The sequence below is a fragment of the Streptomyces sp. NPDC052396 genome, from assembly GCF_044593195.1.
Classification (GTDB): Bacteria; Actinomycetota; Actinomycetes; order Streptomycetales; family Streptomycetaceae; genus Streptomyces.
This window is the reverse complement of record NZ_JBIUAW010000002.1, coordinates 65,724-83,316: the sequence shown is the minus strand read 5'-3', so window position 1 is coordinate 83,316 and position 17,593 is coordinate 65,724. Positions and strand designations below refer to the sequence as shown.

17 protein-coding genes are annotated in these 17,593 nt (G+C 72.1%); 7 read left to right on the top strand and 10 right to left on the bottom strand.

Annotated features, from left to right (window positions below; genetic code table 11):
- The first annotated feature begins 111 nt into the window (after window positions 1-111).
- A complete protein-coding gene (locus ACIHFE_RS05400; RefSeq protein WP_400104484.1) occupies window positions 112-543 on the top strand; it encodes an ATP-binding protein in 432 nt (143 codons plus the stop codon).
- Window positions 544-632: 89 nt separating this feature from the next.
- Here the strand turns inward: ACIHFE_RS05400 and dapC are convergent, their stop codons facing one another.
- Window positions 633-1,730 (bottom strand): succinyldiaminopimelate transaminase, encoded by a 1,098-nt coding sequence (gene dapC / locus ACIHFE_RS05395; RefSeq protein ID WP_400104483.1) that lies wholly within the window; start codon window positions 1,728-1,730, stop codon window positions 633-635.
- A 103-nt stretch (window positions 1,731-1,833) separates the two neighbouring features.
- Window positions 1,834-2,163, bottom strand: a complete 330-nt coding sequence (gene fdxA, locus ACIHFE_RS05390) for a ferredoxin (RefSeq protein ID WP_400104482.1) — start codon at window positions 2,161-2,163, stop codon at window positions 1,834-1,836.
- A 114-nt stretch (window positions 2,164-2,277) separates the two neighbouring features.
- On the opposite strand from fdxA, the gene ACIHFE_RS05385 reads away from it, so the two are divergent.
- On the top strand, window positions 2,278-3,288 hold the full coding sequence (locus ACIHFE_RS05385; protein ID WP_400104481.1) for a GNAT family N-acetyltransferase: 1,011 nt from the start codon (window positions 2,278-2,280) through the stop codon (window positions 3,286-3,288).
- Entirely contained in the window at window positions 3,281-4,114 is an 834-nt protein-coding gene (locus ACIHFE_RS05380; RefSeq protein ID WP_400104480.1) for a transglutaminase-like domain-containing protein, read from the top strand. Before ACIHFE_RS05385 ends, ACIHFE_RS05380 begins: the two co-directional genes overlap by 8 nt.
- Before the next feature lie 54 nt (window positions 4,115-4,168).
- Here ACIHFE_RS05380 and ACIHFE_RS05375 read toward each other — a convergent pair whose 3' ends face one another.
- The 5 genes from ACIHFE_RS05375 to ACIHFE_RS05355 form a co-directional block, all read right to left on the bottom strand.
- Window positions 4,169-4,810 (bottom strand): response regulator transcription factor, encoded by a 642-nt coding sequence (locus ACIHFE_RS05375; protein WP_400104479.1) that lies wholly within the window; start codon window positions 4,808-4,810, stop codon window positions 4,169-4,171.
- Between the two features lie 46 nt (window positions 4,811-4,856).
- Window positions 4,857-6,077 carry a sensor histidine kinase gene (locus ACIHFE_RS05370; protein ID WP_400104478.1) on the bottom strand — a complete coding sequence of 407 codons (1,221 nt, stop codon included), beginning with the start codon at window positions 6,075-6,077 and terminating at the stop codon, window positions 4,857-4,859.
- A gap of 22 nt (window positions 6,078-6,099) precedes the next feature.
- The gene (locus tag ACIHFE_RS05365; protein ID WP_400104477.1) at window positions 6,100-6,840 is read right to left on the bottom strand and encodes an ABC transporter permease; all 741 of its coding nucleotides are present in this window, start codon (window positions 6,838-6,840) and stop codon (window positions 6,100-6,102) included.
- Window positions 6,837-7,796 (bottom strand): ABC transporter ATP-binding protein, encoded by a 960-nt coding sequence (locus ACIHFE_RS05360; protein ID WP_400104476.1) that lies wholly within the window; start codon window positions 7,794-7,796, stop codon window positions 6,837-6,839. The genes ACIHFE_RS05365 and ACIHFE_RS05360 overlap by 4 nt, the downstream gene beginning before the upstream one ends.
- A 96-nt stretch (window positions 7,797-7,892) precedes the next feature.
- A complete protein-coding gene (locus ACIHFE_RS05355; RefSeq protein ID WP_400104475.1) occupies window positions 7,893-9,662 on the bottom strand; it encodes a hypothetical protein in 1,770 nt (589 codons plus the stop codon).
- Window positions 9,663-9,861: 199 nt separating this feature from the next.
- Between ACIHFE_RS05355 and ACIHFE_RS05350 the strand changes: the two genes are divergently transcribed.
- The gene (locus tag ACIHFE_RS05350; protein ID WP_400104474.1) at window positions 9,862-10,020 is read left to right on the top strand and encodes a hypothetical protein; all 159 of its coding nucleotides are present in this window, start codon (window positions 9,862-9,864) and stop codon (window positions 10,018-10,020) included.
- A gap of 563 nt (window positions 10,021-10,583) precedes the next feature.
- Here ACIHFE_RS05350 and ACIHFE_RS05345 read toward each other — a convergent pair.
- The 3 genes from ACIHFE_RS05345 to ACIHFE_RS05335 form a co-directional block, all read right to left on the bottom strand.
- Window positions 10,584-10,964, bottom strand: coding sequence for a DUF6113 family protein (locus ACIHFE_RS05345; protein WP_400104473.1), 381 nt, complete (start codon window positions 10,962-10,964; stop codon window positions 10,584-10,586).
- Window positions 10,961-11,848 carry an N-acetyl-1-D-myo-inositol-2-amino-2-deoxy-alpha-D-glucopyranoside deacetylase gene (mshB, locus tag ACIHFE_RS05340; protein WP_400104472.1) on the bottom strand — a complete coding sequence of 296 codons (888 nt, stop codon included), beginning with the start codon at window positions 11,846-11,848 and terminating at the stop codon, window positions 10,961-10,963. Before mshB ends, ACIHFE_RS05345 begins: the two co-directional genes overlap by 4 nt.
- A 64-nt stretch (window positions 11,849-11,912) precedes the next feature.
- Window positions 11,913-12,107 (bottom strand): hypothetical protein, encoded by a 195-nt coding sequence (locus tag ACIHFE_RS05335; protein ID WP_400104471.1) that lies wholly within the window; start codon window positions 12,105-12,107, stop codon window positions 11,913-11,915.
- 232 nt (window positions 12,108-12,339) lie between these two features.
- On the opposite strand from ACIHFE_RS05335, the gene ACIHFE_RS05330 reads away from it, so the two are divergent.
- From ACIHFE_RS05330 to ACIHFE_RS05320, 3 genes are all read left to right on the top strand, one after another.
- Window positions 12,340-14,457, top strand: a complete 2,118-nt coding sequence (locus tag ACIHFE_RS05330; protein WP_400104470.1) for an alpha/beta fold hydrolase — start codon at window positions 12,340-12,342, stop codon at window positions 14,455-14,457.
- 221 nt (window positions 14,458-14,678) lie between these two features.
- Window positions 14,679-15,683 (top strand): ABC transporter permease, encoded by a 1,005-nt coding sequence (locus ACIHFE_RS05325; RefSeq protein ID WP_400104469.1) that lies wholly within the window; start codon window positions 14,679-14,681, stop codon window positions 15,681-15,683.
- A gap of 77 nt (window positions 15,684-15,760) precedes the next feature.
- Window positions 15,761-17,560: an ABC transporter substrate-binding protein gene (locus ACIHFE_RS05320; RefSeq protein ID WP_400104468.1), complete on the top strand. Its 1,800-nt coding sequence runs from the start codon at window positions 15,761-15,763 to the stop codon at window positions 17,558-17,560.
- Window positions 17,561-17,593: the final 33 nt, after the last annotated feature.

Here is a 17,593-nt window from a genome sequence, read left to right as displayed (position 1 = left end):
ACGCATTGCTCACTCTTTACCTTGGCGCACCGCAACCTTCCCGGGGCTCAGGCCGTAGTCACTGCGTCCGCTCGCCGGACAGCAAAGGATCGCAACCGTCGAAGGAGCAACATGTCCCTCCCCCTCACGCGTCGCATCGCCCGGGCGGCCCTGCTCGTCGCAGCGGGTGCCGCTCCGCTTGTCGGCGCGGCCGGTGCCGCGAACGCTGCGGACCTCGCCCAGGCCCCCGACCTGGGCGGGCTGACCGCGGTGGACGGTACCCACCTCGGCAACACCGTGGAGGGTGCCTCCCAGCAGGCCGGTGCCATGACGACGGATGTCGCGGGCAAGGCGGCGCACACCGCCGTTCCGGCCACCGGCCAGGCGGTGGGCACCGTCGGCAAGACCGCCAGGACCACCCAGCGGACCACCGGTGAGCTGGCGGGCTCCGCGGGCTCGGCCGTCGGCGGCGCCGCTCAGGGCGTCACCAAGGGCGGCGGCCTGACCGGCGGCGGCGCGGGCGTCACCGACCAGCTGCCGCACACCCTGCCCTCCCTCGGCTGAGCAGGCACGCCACCAGCACGTCACAGGGGCCCGGGAGAGAGATCTCCCGGGCCCCTGCGCGTAGTCACGCCGGGCGGCGCGGCGTAGCCCTACTCGGACAGCCGCTGGACCGCCGCCTGTACGCGCTCGTCGGTGGCGGTGAAGGCAATCCGCACGAACCGCTCGCCCGCCGCGCCGTAGAACTCCCCCGGAGCCACCAGGATGCCGCGCTTGGACAGGTCCGCCACGGTGTCCCAGCACGGCTCGTCGCGGGTCGCCCACAGGTAGAGCGACGCCTCGCTGTGTTCGATGCGGAAGCCCGCGCCCTCGAAGGCGGCCCGCAGCGCGGTCCGGCGGTGGGCATAGCGGGCGCGCTGCTCGGCCACATGCGTGTCATCGGCCAGCGCGGCCACGGTGGCCGCCTGCACCGGGGCGGCGACCATCATCCCGCCGTGCTTGCGGATCGCCAGCAGCTCGCCCAGCACCGCAGCGTCACCGGCGATGAACGCGGCCCGGTAGCCGGCCAGGTTGGAGCGCTTGGAGAGCGAGTGGACCGCGACGAGCCCCTCGAAGGAGCCGCCGCAGATCTCCGGGTGCAGCACCGAGACCGGGTCGGCCTCCCAGCCCAGCTCCAGGTAGCACTCGTCGCTGACCACCAGCACTCCGTGCTCCCGCGCCCAGGCCACGGTGCGGCGCAGCTCCTCGGCGGAGAGCACCCGGCCGGTGGGGTTGGACGGGGAGTTCAGCCACAGCAGCTTCAGCCCGCTGGGGTCCAGCTCGGTGGGCTCGTCGTAGACCACGGGGTCGGCGCCGGCCAGCCGGGCGCCCACCTCATAGGTCGGGTAGGCCAGCCGCGGGTAGGCCACCTTGTCGCCCGGGCCCAGGCCCAGCTGGGTGGGCAGCCAGGCCACCAGCTCCTTGGAGCCGACCACCGGCAGCACATTCTCCTGCGCCACCCCGCGCGCGCCCAGCCTGCGTTCCACCCAGCCGGTCAGCGCCTCGCGCAGCGCGGCCGTGCCCCACACCGTGGGATAGCCGGGGCTGTCGGCGGCCGCGGCCAGGGCCCGCTGGACCACCGCGGGCACCGGGTCCACCGGCGTGCCGACGGACAGGTCCACGATGCCGTCCGGGTGGGCGGCGGCGGTGGCCTTGTAGGGCTCGAGGCGGTCCCAGGGGAAGACGGGGAGGCGGGAGGAGACGGGGCTCACGGGTCGCTCGCTCTCTGGTGCTGGTGGTCCGTCCGGGAGATGGCGGGGACGGCGAACGTCGCGGCCCCGTACGGCGAGGCCGTACGGGGCCGGGGCGGCTTCGTCAGTGCTGCGGGTTGATGTCCGCCGGCAGCGCCGCGATAAAGGGGTGGTCCCGCTCGATCAGGCCGAGCTTGGAGGCGCCGCCGGGCGAACCGAGCTCGTCGAAGAACTCGACGTTCGCCTTGTAGTAGTCCTTCCACTCGTCCGGGGTGTCGTCCTCGTAGAAGATCGCCTCAACCGGGCAGACCGGCTCGCAGGCACCGCAGTCGACACATTCGTCCGGGTGGATGTACAAGGACCGGGAGCCCTCGTAGATGCAGTCGACGGGGCACTCCTCGATGCACGCCTTGTCCTTCACGTCGACACAAGGCTGCGCGATGACGTAGGTCACGCTGTCGTTCCTCCTCGGTAGGGGTCATCTCGCGCGGGAGCGCGGCGTCGTCGATGCCCACACCTAGTATCTCCGTTCCCGGGCACTTGACGAACAAGAGGGGCGGGCAGAGCTGTGGAATTCACCACGGGCGGACGGCTCGAAGTGCGGATCAATGCCGCTGATGTGGGAAAAAGGGTGTCCGTGCGGTCTTGGACCGACCGTCGAGGCTCCTTGGAGCGGTTCACCGACACCGTCGGCGTGCTGACTTCCTGGAGCGGCGGTGTGCTGCGGATCACACGTCGCGGTGGCGAGACGGTGGAGATCGCGGAGACCGCGCTGGTGGCCGGAAAGGTGGTGCCGCCCACCCCGCCGCGGCGGCGCGGTCCGGCCGCGAGCGTACCCGAGCTGCTCCGGGTCGCCGCACGCGGCTGGCCCCCGGTGGAGAGTGCGCCGCTGGGCGAGTGGACCCTGCGCGCGGCCGGCGGCTTCACCGCCCGCGCCAACTCCGTGCTGCCGCTGGGTGATTGCGGACTGCCGCTGCCGGAGGCGGTGGACCGGACGGCCGAGTGGTACCGGCAGCGCGGACTGCCCCCGCGGATCCAGATCAGCACCGGGGATCCGGCCGCCGACGAGGCCCTGGACGCGGAGCTGGCCGGGCGCGGCTGGCGGGTCGAGCGGTCCGCCGTACTGCGCACCGCCGCGCTGGCCCCCATCGCCGACGCGGACCCCGGCGACGAGCGTCCGGTGACGCTCGGCCGGGAGCCGGACGCGGCCTGGCTGGCGGCATACGGCCGTGGCGGCGACGAGCAGGCCCGGGCGGTGCTCACCGGCGGGCCCTCGGTCTGGTTCGCCACCGTGCCGGGCGAGCGGGGCCCGGCCGCGATAGCCCGCTGTGTGATCGACGGGCGCTGGGCCGGCTTCGCCGCCCTGCAGGTGACCGGCGACGCCCGGCGGCAGGGGCTGGGCACACTGGTGATGGCGCGGCTGGCCCGGCAGGCGCTCGCCGAGGGCGCCTCGGCCGCGTACCTCCAGGTGGAGACGGACAACGAGGCCGCGGCCGCCCTGTACGACCGGCTGGGCTTCACCACCCGGCTCGCCTACCACTACCGGACACCGGGCACCTCGGACGGCGGAGATGACTGACAGCGGCAATCGCAGGCGTTTCGCCGCGGCCGCCCGGGAGGAGCGGCCGGACCTGGCCCTGCTGTGCCTGCTGATCGCCGCCGAGGCCGATCCCGCCCTGGACGAGGCCGGCTTCGACTCGGCACAGATGGAGCTGGACCGGCTGGCCGGCCTGCTGCCCGCGCTGGGCCGCTACGCGGAGCCCACCCGCTGGGCGGCCGCGCTGGCCCGGCTGCTGGGCGTGGACTGCGGCTTCCACGGCACCCCGGCGGAGTACCGGCGGCTGGAGTCCTCGCTGCTGGACCAGGTGCTCAGACGGCGGCGCGGGCTGCCCATCCTGCTGTCGGTGGTGTGGCTGGAGGTGGCCCGGCGGGCCGGGGCGCCGGTGTACGGGGTGGCGCTGCCCGGCCACTTCGTGGTGGGCTTCGGCGACCCCTATGGCGTCCACGCGCTGGCCGACCCCTTTGACGGCGGGCGGCTGCTGACCGAGGAGGAGGCCGGGCAACTGGTCGCCGGGGCCACCGGCGCCCCGCTGCCGGCCACCGCGTTCGCCCCCGCCGATCCGCTGGAGATCGTGCTGCGGGTGCTCAACAACATCCGTGCCTGGGCCGCCGCCCGGCCCGAGCGCAGCGGCGTCCGGCTGTGGGCGGTGGAGCTGTCCCTGCTGCTGCCCAGCCATCCGGCCCGGCTGCGCTATGAGCACGCGGAACTGCTGGTGGAGCGCGGCGACTTCATCCGTGGCGCCCGGGAGCTGGAGGAGTACGCCCAGGTGCTGGCGACGGTGCAGCCGGAGGCGGCGGAGACGGTCCGCCACCAGGCGCTGGCCGCCCGGGCGATGCTCAACTGACCGCCGGCACACGCCCCTTGGGGGCATCTCCTGCAGTCGGCCGCACAGCCGGCCCTACAGCCAGCCCTTCTCCCGGGCTATCCGCACCGCGTCCGCCCGGTTGCGGGCCCCCGTCTTCTGAATGGCGGTCGACAGATAGTTCCGCACCGTGCCGTGGGACAGGTGCAGCGCCGCCGCGACCTCCGCGTTGGTGCCCCCGTCCGCGGCGGCGCGCAGCACCGCCCGCTCCCGCTCGGTCAGCGGGTTGGCCCCCTCGGTGAGCGCGGCCACCGCCAGCATGGGATCGATGACCCGCTCCCCGCGCAGCACCCGGCGCAGCGCGTCCGCCAGTTGGGCCGCCGGGGCGTCCTTGACCAGGAAGCCCGCGGCCCCGGCCTCCATCGCCCGGCGCAGATAGCCGGGCCGGCCGAAGGTCGTCAGGATCACCACCTTGAGCTCCGGGAGCTCCCCGCGCAGCAGTTCGGCCGCCTCCAGGCCGGTGGCACCGGGCATCTCGATGTCCAGCAGGGCCACATCCACCGGGGTGCGGCGGACCGCGTCCAGCACCTCGTCGCCGCGGGCCACCTGGACCACGACCTCGATGTCACCCTCCAGCCCCAGCAACGCCGCCAGCGCCTCGCGCACCATGGACTGGTCCTCGGCGAGGAGCACGCGAATGGTCCGCCGGCAAGCGGCGTCGGCGGGTTGAGCTGTCACGCAGACAGGGTAGGGGCCCGCACAGCCGCCGCCCGCCCACGTGCGGTCACGGACGGGTGTCGGCCGCTTCGGCGTCCTCCCCGGCCGGCGGCTCGGCGGGCACCCGCCGGGTCAGCGGCACCCAGGCCCGCAGGGCGAAGCCGCCGCGGGCCCCCTGCCCGGTCTGCAGCCGCCCGTCGGTGAGCGCCAGCCGCTCGGCCAGCCCGGTCAGGCCGTTGCCATGCGGGCGCTCCGGGCCGCGGCCGTCGTCGATGACGGTCAGGCACAGCTCGTCGGCCGCCTCGGCCAGCTCCACCTCGCACCGCCGCGCCGCGCTGTGCCGCACCACATTGGTCACCGCCTCGCGCAGCGCCCAGGCCAGCGCCCCCTCCGCGTCCGGCGCCAGGTCCGGGTGCCAGTCCGGGGCCCGGCTGAGGTCTGCGACGATCCCGGCGGCGGCCAGGGCGGTACGGGCGTGGGCGAGCTCGCCGCCCAGGGTGGGGCGGCGAAATCCGCTCACCGCCTCCCGTACGTCCACCAGGGCCTGCCGGCTGACCCGTTCGATGTCGGCCACCTGCTGGGCGGCCTGCTCGGGGGCGTCCGGCAGCATCCGTCCGGCCAGCTCACTCTTAAGGGTGATCAGCGAGAGCGAGTGTCCCAGCAGGTCGTGCAGGTCCCGGGCCAGCCGCAGCCGCTCCTCGTTGGCAGCCAGGTGGGCCACCGTGGCCCGGGCCTCGCGCAGTTCACGCATGGTCCGTCCCATCTGGGCCACCGCCGCCATCCCGGCGCCGCTCAGCAGCAGCGCCAGCACGATCCATACCGTGGCCACCGGCTCCAGGCCGGTGAGCGGGCCGAGCCCCGCCGTGGTGAGGGCGATGGCGACGACGGCCCGCATGCCCCACTTGAACGGCAGCAGCACCCCGCTGGAAACCGCCACGTACACCATCAGCGGCAGCCACGCCCCGCCGAGCGTGACCGTCAGCAGCACACTCAGCGCGAACAGTCCGGCCAGCACCACCAGCTTGGGGCGGGGCAGCCGGTCGGGGGGCCGCCGGCTGAACAGCAGATAGGCGTAGCCGGCCAGATAGACGGCCAGCCCCAGGGCGCCCAGCGCCGTGGCGGGCGCGGAGTGCCGCCCGCTGGTCAGGTCGGCGATGGTGAAGGCGAGGTACGACAGGTAGAGCAGCGCCCAGCATGCCTTGGCCACCGCCTGCCGCCGGTTCTCCGGCGGCAGGCCCACTCGCAGATAGCCGCTGTCCGACAGCTCCTCGTGCGCGCTGTTCACCATGGATTCCCCCTACCCGTTCCGGTCAGCTCTTCCGGGTGTCCTTGCGGTACAGCCAGGCCGCCGCGCCCGCGAAGATCACCAGGTAGCTGACGAGGATCACCAGGTTCTTGCCGCCCGGTGTGTCGCCGCGCTCGATGGCCTGGCCGAGACCGGCGTAGGCGTGGGTGGGCAGGTACTCGGCGATGTGCTTCAGCCAGGTGGGGAAGCCGGTGGTGGGGAACATCAGGCCGCCCATGATGGACAGACCGAAGTAGGCGATCATCGCGATGGGCCGCACCGCGTCACCGGTGGCCGCGTAGCCGATGGCCACGCCCAGCGCCGCGAACACACAGCTGCCCGCCCAGATGGTGCCGATCAGGGCCAGCCACTGCCAGGCGTCCAGCCGGACGCCCTTGAACAGGGCGCCGGTGGCGAAGACCACCAGGATCGACGGCAGCGAGACCACCGCGGCCGAGGCGATCTTGGCCGCCACATAGCCATGGCCGGGCAGCGCGGTCAGCCGCAGCTGGCGGGTCCAGCCCTTCTCCCGCTCCTTGGCTATCCGCTCGCTGTTGCCCACCAGGACCGAGGTGATGGCGCCGAAGGAGGCCATGGAGACCATATAGAGCAGCGCGAAGCTCAGCTTGGTGTCGCCGACCGGCGCCTTGGTCTTCACGCCCGCAGAGATCATCAGATAGAGCATCACCGGGTAGAGCAACGAGAAGAACATGAACTTCTTGTTGCGCAGGGTGCGCGAGACCTCAAGCTTGATCAGGGTGTTCATCGGGCCCCGCCCTCCTCGGCGGTCGCGGCGTCGGTGATGGCGATAAAGGCCTGCTCCAGGCCCAGGCCCGCGACCTCCAGGTTGCGGGGGTAGAGGCCCAGCCCGTAGAGGGAGTGCACGGTGGCGTCCGGGTCATGGGACTGGATCCGCACGGTGCGGCCGGAGACCGAGAGGGTGGACAGGGCGGGCAGCTGCCGCAGAGTGGCCTCCGGAATCTCCCCGTCCAGGTCGAAGGAGATCTTCCGGGCACCGGCCCGGGCCTTGATCTCGGCGGCCGAGCCGTCCGCCAGCACCCGGCCGCGGTGCAGCACGATCACCCGGTCGGCGATCTCGTCGGCCTCTTCCAGATAGTGGGTGGCGAACAGGATCGCCCGGCCCTCGTCGGCCTGCCGGCGCATGGCGCCCCAGAACTGCTGACGGGAGCTCACATCCATGCCGGTGGTGGGCTCGTCCAGCACGATCAGCTCATTGGCGCCGGCGGTCGCCATCGCGAACCGCACCCGCTGCTCCTGGCCACCGGAGAGCTTGTTGACCAGCCGGTCGGCGATCTCGGTGATGCCCGCCTGCTCCATCACCTTCTCCACCGGGTAGGCCCGCGGGTGCAGGTCACAGGCCAGCTTGATGATCTCGCGGACCCGGACCTCTTCCATCAGGCTGCCGCTCTGCAGCATCGCCCCGACCTTGCCCTGCTCGATGGCGCGCTGCGGGGTGGTGCCGAACAGCCGCACCGAGCCGGAGTCGGGGTTGCGCAGTCCCAGCAGCAGGTCCAGCGTGGAGGACTTGCCCGCGCCATTGGGGCCCAGCAGGGCGACGGTCTCGCCGGGGTGGAGCTCGATGTTGAGGTCGGCTACGGCCTGGACGGCGCCATAGCTCTTGTTGACGTTCGCGAAGCTGACGACGGGTGCCCCACCCGTACGCCGCCCGTCCCCCGTGAACGTGGAAGCTGTCGTGGTCATGCGTCCATCTTCACGGGGCCGATGGGCACCTGTGCAGTGCCGACCGTCGTGCGTTGGCCATGACATCTGTCATGACCAACGCACGGCAGGGGCGGCTCAGCTGGCGTTGAGCTGGATGACGCCCACCCGCTCGGCGGGCGTCTTCCCGCGCAGCGCCTTGCCCAGCGCGCCCGCCACGTCCTGCGGCATGACCGGCGTCTTGCCCTCGGCCCGCTGCACCATCACCCCGGCGAACTTCTGGCCGTAGAGCTCCTTGAGCGCCTCCAGGTTGTAGCTCTCCACCAGCTTGCCGCCCACCTCCTTCACGGAGAGGATCTTCGGCAGCGAGCGGTCCGGGCCGAACTGGATGCTGTGCAGGTGGTCCGAGGTCTCGATGGTCACCAGGCCCGACATGGCCGGCTCGGCGAACTCCTTCATCTCCCGGTCGACCTCGGCCTTGCTCACCTTGGGCTGCTGCCCGGAGCTGGGCAGTTCCACCACGGTGTCCTGGCCGGTGTCGGCGCGCTGGCGATAGGCGTCCGAGACGGCCTTGACCGCCTTGTCCATGTCCAGGCCCTGGTACGGCTTGCCGTAGACCGGCACCGCCTTGCCCGGGACGAACTTGATGGTGCCGTCCTTGGCCCCGCCCGCCTCACCGGACAGTGCCTGCAGCGCCGCGGTGATCTTCTCCTCATCGGTGATCACGGTGGGCTCGGCCTTACGGCTACCGCCGACCAGCGAGCCGATCACGGTGACCGGGTTGTAGTCCCGTCCCGACACCGACCGCACGGTCTCCTGGGTGTCGATGGACAGCCCGGCCACCGACGGCTTGAGCTGGGCCTGCTTGCCGCCGATGGACACCTTCAGCGGCGCGGTGGCGCGGTCGCCGAGGCGGGCGTCCAGCTTCTGCACCGCCTGGTCCTTGGAACTGCCGCCGATGTCCACGCCGAGCACGGTGGTGCCCTGGGGCACATCGGCGTGGTCCATCAGCAGGCCGGCGCCATAGGCGACACCGACCAGGGCGACCAGTCCGCCGCCCAGCAGCACCAGCTTGGAACGGCCCTTCTTCTTGGGGGCGCTCTTGGGCGCGCTCTTGGCGGCCGGGGCCTTGGCCGGGGCGCCGTCCGCGGCCGGCGGCTTGGGCACGGCCGGGCCGGGCTTGGGCTTGGGCACGGGCACCCGGGGCGCCCCGCTGTCGGCCGGCTTCCCGGCGCCGGGAACGCCCGGCACCCGGGGGGCACCGGCCCCGCCCGGCGCGGGCACCGCCGGCATCCCGGCGGCCATGGTCTCGGCGGCGGCGTTCACCCGGGCCGGGGGCGGCACCTTGGCGCCGCCGCCCTGCTGCTGGCCGCCTTGCCGCTGCCCGCCCTGCTGCTGGCCGCCCTTCTTCTTGTTGCCCTGCTTCTTGCCGCCCTGCGGCCCGGTGGCCGCGGGAGGCGGCGGGGGCACGGCCGGCATGCCCTGGGGCGGGGTGTCGGTCCGCTCCCCGGGCACCGGGAAGGGCAGCTTGGGCCCCTGGCCGGGGAGGCCGGGTGCGGGGAACTGCTGAGTGGTCTCCGGCGCGGCGAACTGCTGGGTGGTCTCGGGGGCCACGGACCAGGCGGCACCGCCGCCCTGCCCCGGGGCGCCCGCGAAGGGGTCGCCCGGCACCGGCACCCCGCCGGTACCGGCGGAGCCGGCGGGCCACGGCGCGCCGCCGCCCTGGACCGGAGCGGCCGGAGCACCCGGAGCGCCCGCGAACGGGTCCCCCGGCACCGGCGGATGCGCGGCCTCACCGGGCCAGGGCACCCCGCCGCCGTACGAGCCCGTGCCCGCGCCCGGGGCCTCGCCCGGCCAGGGAGCACCGCCACCCTGCGCGGGCGCCCCCGCGAAGGGGTCGCCCGGCACCGGCGGATGCTGAGCGGGCCCACCGGAAACGGGCCCACCGGGTACCGGCCCACCGGGCACGGTCCCGCCAGGTACGGATCCCCCGAATACGGACTCACCGGACACCCCACCGCGCGGCGCACCGCCGCCCGGCATCCCGCTCCCCGGGGTACGGCGCGGCAGCGGCGCCGCGGGGGGCGCCGCGGCAGCGGGCGGGGGCGTGGCAGCAGGCGGCGTAGCGGCGGCGGCCGGCGGCGTGGCCGCGGACGACTTGCGCGGGGCGAACCAGTCGCTGGTGGCGGTCTTCTCGGCCGGCCGCTCCGGCTCGGGCGCGGCCGACGGCTCAGCGGCGCGCGGCGCGGCGCTCACTCCCGGCTGACCGGCACCGGCACCGGCCCCCGCACCGGCCGGCGGCCGCGGCTGCCGCTGCTGCGGCGGCGCGGGCACCTGCCGTTGCTGCTGCTGTCGTTGCTGTTGTTGCGGCTGCGCATCCCCGCCCGATACCTCGTCACCGACCGGCGTCCGCATGACGACCGGCGGGATGGGCCGCGAACCCGGGATGTTGATCCGGATCCGGGTGGTCAGCGTGGTCTCGGTCTTCGGCGTATCCGGCTTGGCGCCCGCCGTCTGTCCTTCGGTTCCGTACGGCGGGGTTCCCGACGGGTACGCGGCGCCACCGCGCCCCTGGGACCCAGAGGACGAACTGTCAGATTCACGGCTCAAAGCAGGTTCTCCCGGTTACTCTCCGCCGCCCTCTGACCGCTTGAGGGGTCGCCCATGCCCAAGGTCAGGGGGGCTCGGCGGCGGCACCACCATACTGGGCACCGCGGGCGCATACCCGGCGACCGCTGGATCACCCGTCGGCGGACCCCTCCGGGCGCGCCACGGTCACCGGAATCCATTGTTCCGGTGGCGGTGCGACCTCAGGCGGAAATCACCACTTCACTTGCCAAGTCGGCTGGAGCCGTTGCCCGGTTGCGGCACCCCGGCAAGCGTGGCGCACATCACAGCGAGCACCATTCCGCCCAACAGGAAGACATAAGTGGTCAGTCCGGCCGGAAACAGGAAGTCTCCTTCCGGCCTGCTGCCCAGCGTCAGCAGCACCGCCAGCAGCCAGCCGGCCCCGGCCACCGCGCCGCCCACCCGGGTACCGGTGGCCGTCACCCCGCCATAGGTCACCCCGGCGACGGCGAGCAGGGCGAGCAGCAACCCGCCCGGGAACCAGCCCGCTTGCACCAGCGAACCCGCCAACCCCACCAGCGCACCCAGTACCAGCATTCCCAGATAGCCCAGCAGGCGGCCGACGTTCAGTTGCTCGGTCATACGTCCACTCCGGCGAAAAGGTCCTGCTCCCGTCCCTGGGCCACCCCGGGCTCCCCGCGCACCAGGCGGTAGAACTCATCGGCGAACAGCGGCTGGCCCAGGTCATTGGAGAGGGCGAAGAAGGGGCCGTCCACGGCGATCTGGGTGGCGTGTGCACGCATCGCGGCGGCCTTGGCCGCGGCATGGGCGGCGGTGGGCACGGCCGCGGTCACCTGGTCATCGGGCACCACACCCGGCACATCGTCCACCGAGGCGACACCGGGGAACAGCTCCTTGCCCTGGGCGCGCAGCCGGGCGAAGCCCTCCTCGACCACCGAGCGGGGCACACAGTTCCAGTAGATCTTGGCGATCTGGTGCGGCTCGCCCAGGTCCTTGCGGAACGCCTTCTCGGCCGCCAGATCGGCGGCGCGCATCGCCACCCGGTGCGCCTGGATATGGTCCGGATGGCCGTAGCCGCCGTCCGGATCGTAGGTCACCAGCACCTGCGGCCGCACCTGGCGAATCACCTCTACGAGGGACGCGGCGGCCTCGTCCACCTCGGCCCGCCAGAAGCAGCCGGGGTGCTCGTTCTGTACGGAGCCCATCATCCCGGAGTCCCGGTAGCGGCCGGGGCCGCCCAGGAAGCGGTGGTCGGTGACCCCCAGCTCCTTCATCGCCGCGGCCAGCTCGCCCGCCCGGTACCCGCCCAGGGTGTCCTCCCGGTCGGCGGCCAGGTGCGCCAGCCCGGGCGGGATCACCTCGCCCTCTTCACCCCGGGTGCAGGTCACCAGCGTGACCAGGGCACCCTCGGCGGCGTACTTGGCCATGGTCGCGCCGTTGTTGATGGATTCGTCATCCGGGTGCGCGTGCACCAGGAGCAGCCGGCGGACTGGAAGGTCGGTCATGGCACCAGCCTACGAGCCGCGCGCGCCCGCCGGGCAGGCCGCCCGCGGCTCCGGGACCGGGCGGTCAGAACTTGATGTTGCTGATCATGCTGCTCACGTTCGTGGTCAGCTGGTGGAGGGTGGGCGCGATCGAGGAGCTGGCCAGGTAGAAGCCCAGCAGCATGCAGATCGCGGCATGACCCGCCTTCAGCCCTGATTTCCGGACCAGCAGGAAGACGATGATCGCCAGCAGCACCACCGCCGAAATCGAGAGTGCCACAGCGGTTCACCTCCAGGTACGCGGTCCAACGAACGACAAACGACGCAAACGGCAAAGCGCAGCAAGCGCGCACCGGATGCCCGGCGTGCGCATGCCGCGGGAATTTCTCACCCACTGTGCGTGAGCGATCATAACTTTCCGCGTGCGGTCTTGACTCGGTGTACAGGAGCGAATACGGGGCGCACGAACGCATGCCACCGCTCGGAAGGGTGACGGCCGTAGGCTCCCGGCCATGACCGAAGAGCTCTCGTTCCCTCGCCAGTACGCCCGCACCCAGCGCTTCACACTGGGCGCCCCGCGTGCCTTCACCGTGTCGCCGGACGGCGCGCGGGTGGTCTTCCTGCGGTCCCGCTCCGGCACCGACCGGGCCAATCTGCTGTGGGTCCTGGACCCGGACGGCGGACGGGAGTTCACCGCCGCCGACCCCTTCGCCCTGCTGGGCGGCGCCGAGGAGGAACTGCCCGCCGAGGAGCGCGCCCGGCGTGAGCGCAGCCGGGAGGGCTCGGCGGGCATCGTGGGCTATGCGGTGGACGCGGCAGTGGAGTTGGCGGCCTTCGCCCTGTCCGGCCGGCTCTTCGTGGCCGGGCTGCGCGCCGGCATCGCACGCGAACTCCCGGTGCCCGGCCCGGTGGTCGACCCCCGGCCGTCCCCGGACGGCCACCATGTCGCCTATGCGGCGGACGGCGCCCTGCGCGTGGTGCGGGCGGACGGCGGCCTGGACCGCGCGCTGGCGGCGCCGGAGGCCGAGGGCATCACCTGGGGGCTGGCCGAGTTCATCGCCGCCGAGGAAATGGACCGTTCGCGCGGCTTTTGGTGGTCACCCGAAAGTGATGCCCTGCTGGCCGCCCGGGTGGACGAGTCCCCCGTCGCCCGCTGGTGGATCAGCGACCCGGCCAACCCGGCCGCCGCCCCCGCCGAGGTCGCCTATCCGGCGGCCGGCACCGCCAACGCCCGGGTCACCCTGGCCCTGCTGGGCCTGGACGGCTCCCGTACCGACATCGGCTGGGACCAGGAGCGCTTCCCCTATCTGGCCCGGGTGCACTGGTCCGAGGGCGGCCGCCCGCTGCTCCTGGTCCAGTCCCGCGACCAGCGCACCCAGGCGTATCTGGAGGTGGACACCGCCACCGGCACCACCCGGGTGCTGCACACCGAGGAGGACCCGGTCTGGCTGGACCTGTTCCCCGGGGTGCCCGCCCGGACGCCGGACGGGGAGCTGGTGCGCATCGGCGACACGGGCGGCGCCCGCCGGCTGTTCGTCGGCGAACGCGCCCTGACCGGGCCGGAGCTGCACCTCAGGGAAGTGCTGGACATCGGCCCGGACGACATTCTGGTGCTGGCCTCGGCGGGCCCCGCCGCCGAGGCCCCGGAGACCGGCGAGGCACATGTCTACCGCGTCAACTCCCGGGGCGTGCAACGCCTTTCGCCCGCTCCGGGCCGCCACTACGCGGTCCGCGGCGGCACTCTGACCGTGCTGGCCTCGGCCTCGGCCGACCGCGACGGCACGGAGGTCGCGGTGCTGCGGGAGGGCAAGCGCATCGCCACGGTGGCCTCCTACGCCGCGACACCGGCGCTCGCCGCGCGCCCCCGCCTCACCCTGGCCGGCGCCCGCCGCATCCCATGCGCCGTCCTGCTGCCCACCGGCCACCAGGAGGGCGACGGCCCGCTGCCGGTCCTGATGGACCCCTACGGGGGGCCGCACGGCGCCCGGGTGGTGGCCGCCCGCAACGCCCACCTCACCTCCCAGTGGTTCGCCGACCAGGGGTTCGCGGTGATCGTGGCGGACGGCCGGGGCACCCCGCACACCTCCCCCGACTGGGAGAAGGCCATCCATGAGGACTTCGCCGGCGCCACCCTGGACGACCAGGTGGCGGCCCTGCACGCACTGGCCGGCGAGTACCCGCTGGACCTGACCCGGGTGGGCATCCGCGGCTGGTCCTACGGCGGTTACCTGGCCGCGCTGGCCGCGCTGCGCCGCCCGGATGTCTTCCACGCGGCCGTGGTGGGCGCCCCGGTCACCGACTGGCTGCTGTACGACACCCACTACACCGAGCGCTATCTGGGCCTGCCCGAACAGCGGCCGGCCGTCTACCGCCGCAACTCCCTGGTGGAAGGCGGGGAGTTGACCGAAGCCGCCACGCCACACCGGCCGATGATGCTGATCCACGGCCTGGCGGATGACAATGTGGTGGCCGCGCACACCCTGCGGCTGTCCTCCGCGCTGCTGGCCGCGGGCCGTCCGCATGAGGTGCTGCCGCTGTCCGGGGTGACACATATGACCCCACAGGAGCAGGTGGCGGAGAACCTGCTGCTGCTCCAAGTGGACTTCCTCAAGCGGTCCTTGGGGGCCTGAGACCTCCTTGGAGTGAGCGGGCCGGCGGCGTGCTTGACGGGGTGTCAAGCACGCCGCCACCTCGATCTGCACAACCTTCGCTCAAGATGCGGCGGAGCCGCGCATCGTCCGCTGCAACCCCCTTGACTGCGCGGTAACTCCATTGCCAGAGTCCGCTCAACTCAAGGTGTTCGAAGTCACACGCGAGGTTTCCCAGCCGACGTGGCGGAGGATGTGCGCCGATGACGAGTCCTGCCCAGAGCCCCGTGGCAACCGCCGACGCGGAGCCGGTGGTCACCACGGCCGACCTGGTCGGCCGCTCTCCCGGTCAGTTGATGTGGCGGCGCTTCAAACGCGACCGCACGGGGGTGATCTCCGCCGTCATCGTGGTCTTCTTCTTCCTGGTCGCCATCGCCGCTCCGCTGATCTCCAAGCTCTACGGCAAGAACCCCACCGAGACCTATGGCCTCGACGACAGCGGCCTGTTGAACCCCTTCGGCTATCCGGTGGCGCCCAACGGCGGTATCTCCGGCCGCTTCTGGTTCGGCCTGGAGCCCACCCTGGGCCGGGACGTCCTGACCCAGCTGGTCTACGGCATCCGCACCTCACTGCTGATCGCGGCCATCGCCACCGTGCTCTGTGTGGTCACCGGGGTGCTGATCGGGGTGACGGCGGGCTATGTGGGCGGCCGTACCGACTACTTCCTGGGCCGGTTCATCGATCTGCTGCTGGCCTTTCCCCAGCAGCTGTCCTTTGTGGCCTTCACCCCGGTCGTCTACTCGATGTTCGTCAGCCCGGAGAAGGAGACCCCGACCTACCTCAGGGTCATCACCCTGATCCTGGTGCTGTGGGTACTGGGCTGGATGGGCATCGCCCGCCTGCTCCGCGGCCAGGTACTCAGCCTGCGGGAACGGGAGTTCGTGGAGGCCGCCAAGGTCACCGGCGCCTCGCCCTGGCGGATCATCATCAAGGAGCTGCTGCCCAACCTGTGGACCCCGATCCTGGTGCAGTCCACCCTGATGCTGCCCACCCTGGTGACCGCCGAGGCGGGGCTCTCCTTCATCGGCGTCGGCATCGTGGAACCCACCCCCGACTGGGGCCGGATGTTCGCCAATGGCGCCAAGTACTACGAGAGCGACATCACCTACATCTTCTTCCCCGGGCTGGCGATGATCACCTTTGTGGTCGCCTTCAACCTGCTCGGGGACTCCGTCCGGGACGCGTTCGACCCCCGCACCAAACGCTAGGGATTCTTCCGGGGTCCGCGTCCCCCGCGCCTCACCACCGTCCGTCCCCATCCCACAGGCAGGCAGGTGCTACATCCATGAGGACGTCAGTCAACCGCAGAGGGGCCCGGTACACGGCCGTGGCCATCGCGGCCGGGGCCCTGGTGCTCTCCGCGTGCAGCAGCGGCGGGGGCGGCGGCGGAGGCGACAAGAAGAGCGCGGGGCCGGGCGAGGACAAGAACGTCTCCTCCAACTTCTCCCTGGGCACCAAGGACGACTCCACCGGCCCGGCCCCCCAGCCGGCCGGCGCCAAGAAGGGCGGCACGGTCACCGTCCTGCAGCGGGACGCCTTCCACCACCTGGACCCGGGCCAGATCTACTACGGCGACATGCTGATCAACCAGCTGCTCTACAACCGCTCCCTCACCGGCTACAAGATCGACGAGAAGGGGCATGTCAAGGTGGTCGGCGACCTGGCCACCGACACCGGCACCTCCTCCGACGGCGGCAAGACCTGGAAGTTCACCCTCAAGGACGGGCTGAAGTGGCAGGACGGCTCGCCGATCACCGCCCAGGACGTCCGCTGGGGCATTGAGCGGCTCTACGCCTCCTTCGAGACCGACGGCCCCCAGTACATCCCGCAGTGGCTCTCCGGTGACGGCACCAGCTACCGCAAGGCGCTGCCGGACGGCCCGTACAACGGCAAGCACCTGCCGTCCTCGGTCCTGGACACCCCTGACGACAAAACCGTGATCTTCCACTTCCAGCGGCCGCACGCGGACGCCCCCTTCGCCACCGCCATGCCCAATGTCGGCGCCATCAAGGCGGACAAGGACACCAAGCAGAAGTACGACAACGCGCCCTTCGCCGACGGCCCTTACAAGGTCGGCGACTACAAGGTGGGCAAGTCCCTCACCTTCGTCCGCAATGAGAACTGGGACCCCAGGACCGACCCGCTGCGCAACCAGTTCGTCGACAAGTTCGACATCAGCTTCGGCCACCAGGCCACCGACTCCACCCGGCGGCTGCTGGCCGCCCAGGGCCCCGACAAGAACGGCATGTCCTGGACCAACGCGGTGGCCCCGGAGATGGTGGAGAAGGTGCTCAGCGACCAGGGCACCAAGTCCCGCCGCTTTATCGAGCTCCAGCCCTACCTCGATGTCATCGACTTCAACATGGACCGGCTCAAGGACGTCCGGGTCCGCAAGGCACTCGCCTATGCCATGCCCAGCGGCCAGATCATCCAGCAGATCGGCGGGGCCACGGCCGGACAGCTGGCCACCAATCTGCTCTCCCCCTCCGTCGACGGCTACCAGCCCAGCGACCCCTTCGGCAAGAAGGCCAAGCCCAATGGCGACCCGGAGAAGGCCCGGGCGCTGCTGAAGGAGGCCGGCAAGGAGGGGCAGGAGATCGTCTACGCCTACGCCAACACCGATGTCCAGCAGAAGGTCTCCGTGGTGATCACCCAGGCCCTGGAGCGGGCCGGCTTCAAGGTGCAGAAGAAGGAGATCGACTCCAACGTCTGGGAGAACGCCATCGGCGAGGCCAAGAACAAGTTCGACATCTACCGCACCGGCTGGGGCGCGGACTGGCCGGTGGCGTCCACCGTCCTGGAACCGCTCTACGACGGCCGGACCATCTCCGACGGCGCCTCCAACTACGCCCACCTCAACGACTCCGCCGTCAACAGCGAGATCGACCGGATCAGCGCCATCCCGGATGTGAAGAAGGCCGCCCCGGACTGGATGAAGCTGGCGGACAAGATCCTCAACGATGACGTCCCGGCCGTGCCCACCTACGCCAACCTCCAGTTCGCGCTGTGGGGTTCGGGCCTGGGCGGGGTCAAGTACCACCCGGTGTACGGCTACGCCGACCCCACCTCGGTGTTCGTCAAGTAACGCCCGCAACCGGCCGGGCCCTTGGGCGGGCCC